The sequence below is a fragment of the Sulfitobacter sp. HI0027 genome, assembly GCF_001634775.1.
Classification (GTDB): domain Bacteria; phylum Pseudomonadota; class Alphaproteobacteria; order Rhodobacterales; family Rhodobacteraceae; genus Sulfitobacter.
Genome location: NZ_LWER01000150.1, coordinates 1 through 202, shown reverse-complemented (window position 1 = coordinate 202; position 202 = coordinate 1). Strand labels below are relative to the sequence as shown.

Here is a 202-nt window from a genome sequence, read left to right as displayed (position 1 = left end):
GCACGCCGCCCAAGACCAGCCCCTCCAGCAGCGCCTCATAGAGTTGCGAGGGGTGCCGGGCGCAGATGCCGGCCACGTCGGGGCAGAACTGCGCTGCCTCACCGGGGAAGGCCACGCCCCAAGGCAGATCGGTCGGACGGCCCCAGAGCTCGGCGTTGATGAAATTCGCCAGCCGCCCCAGAAACAGGCCCGGCGCCAACCC

Annotated in this window: 1 protein-coding gene; it reads right to left on the bottom strand. The window is 70.8% G+C overall.

Annotated elements, in window-relative coordinates; genetic code table 11:
- Positions 1-202: prolipoprotein diacylglyceryl transferase family protein (locus A3722_RS09425; RefSeq protein ID WP_201721998.1), on the bottom strand; the 202-nt coding region annotated here is incomplete at both ends.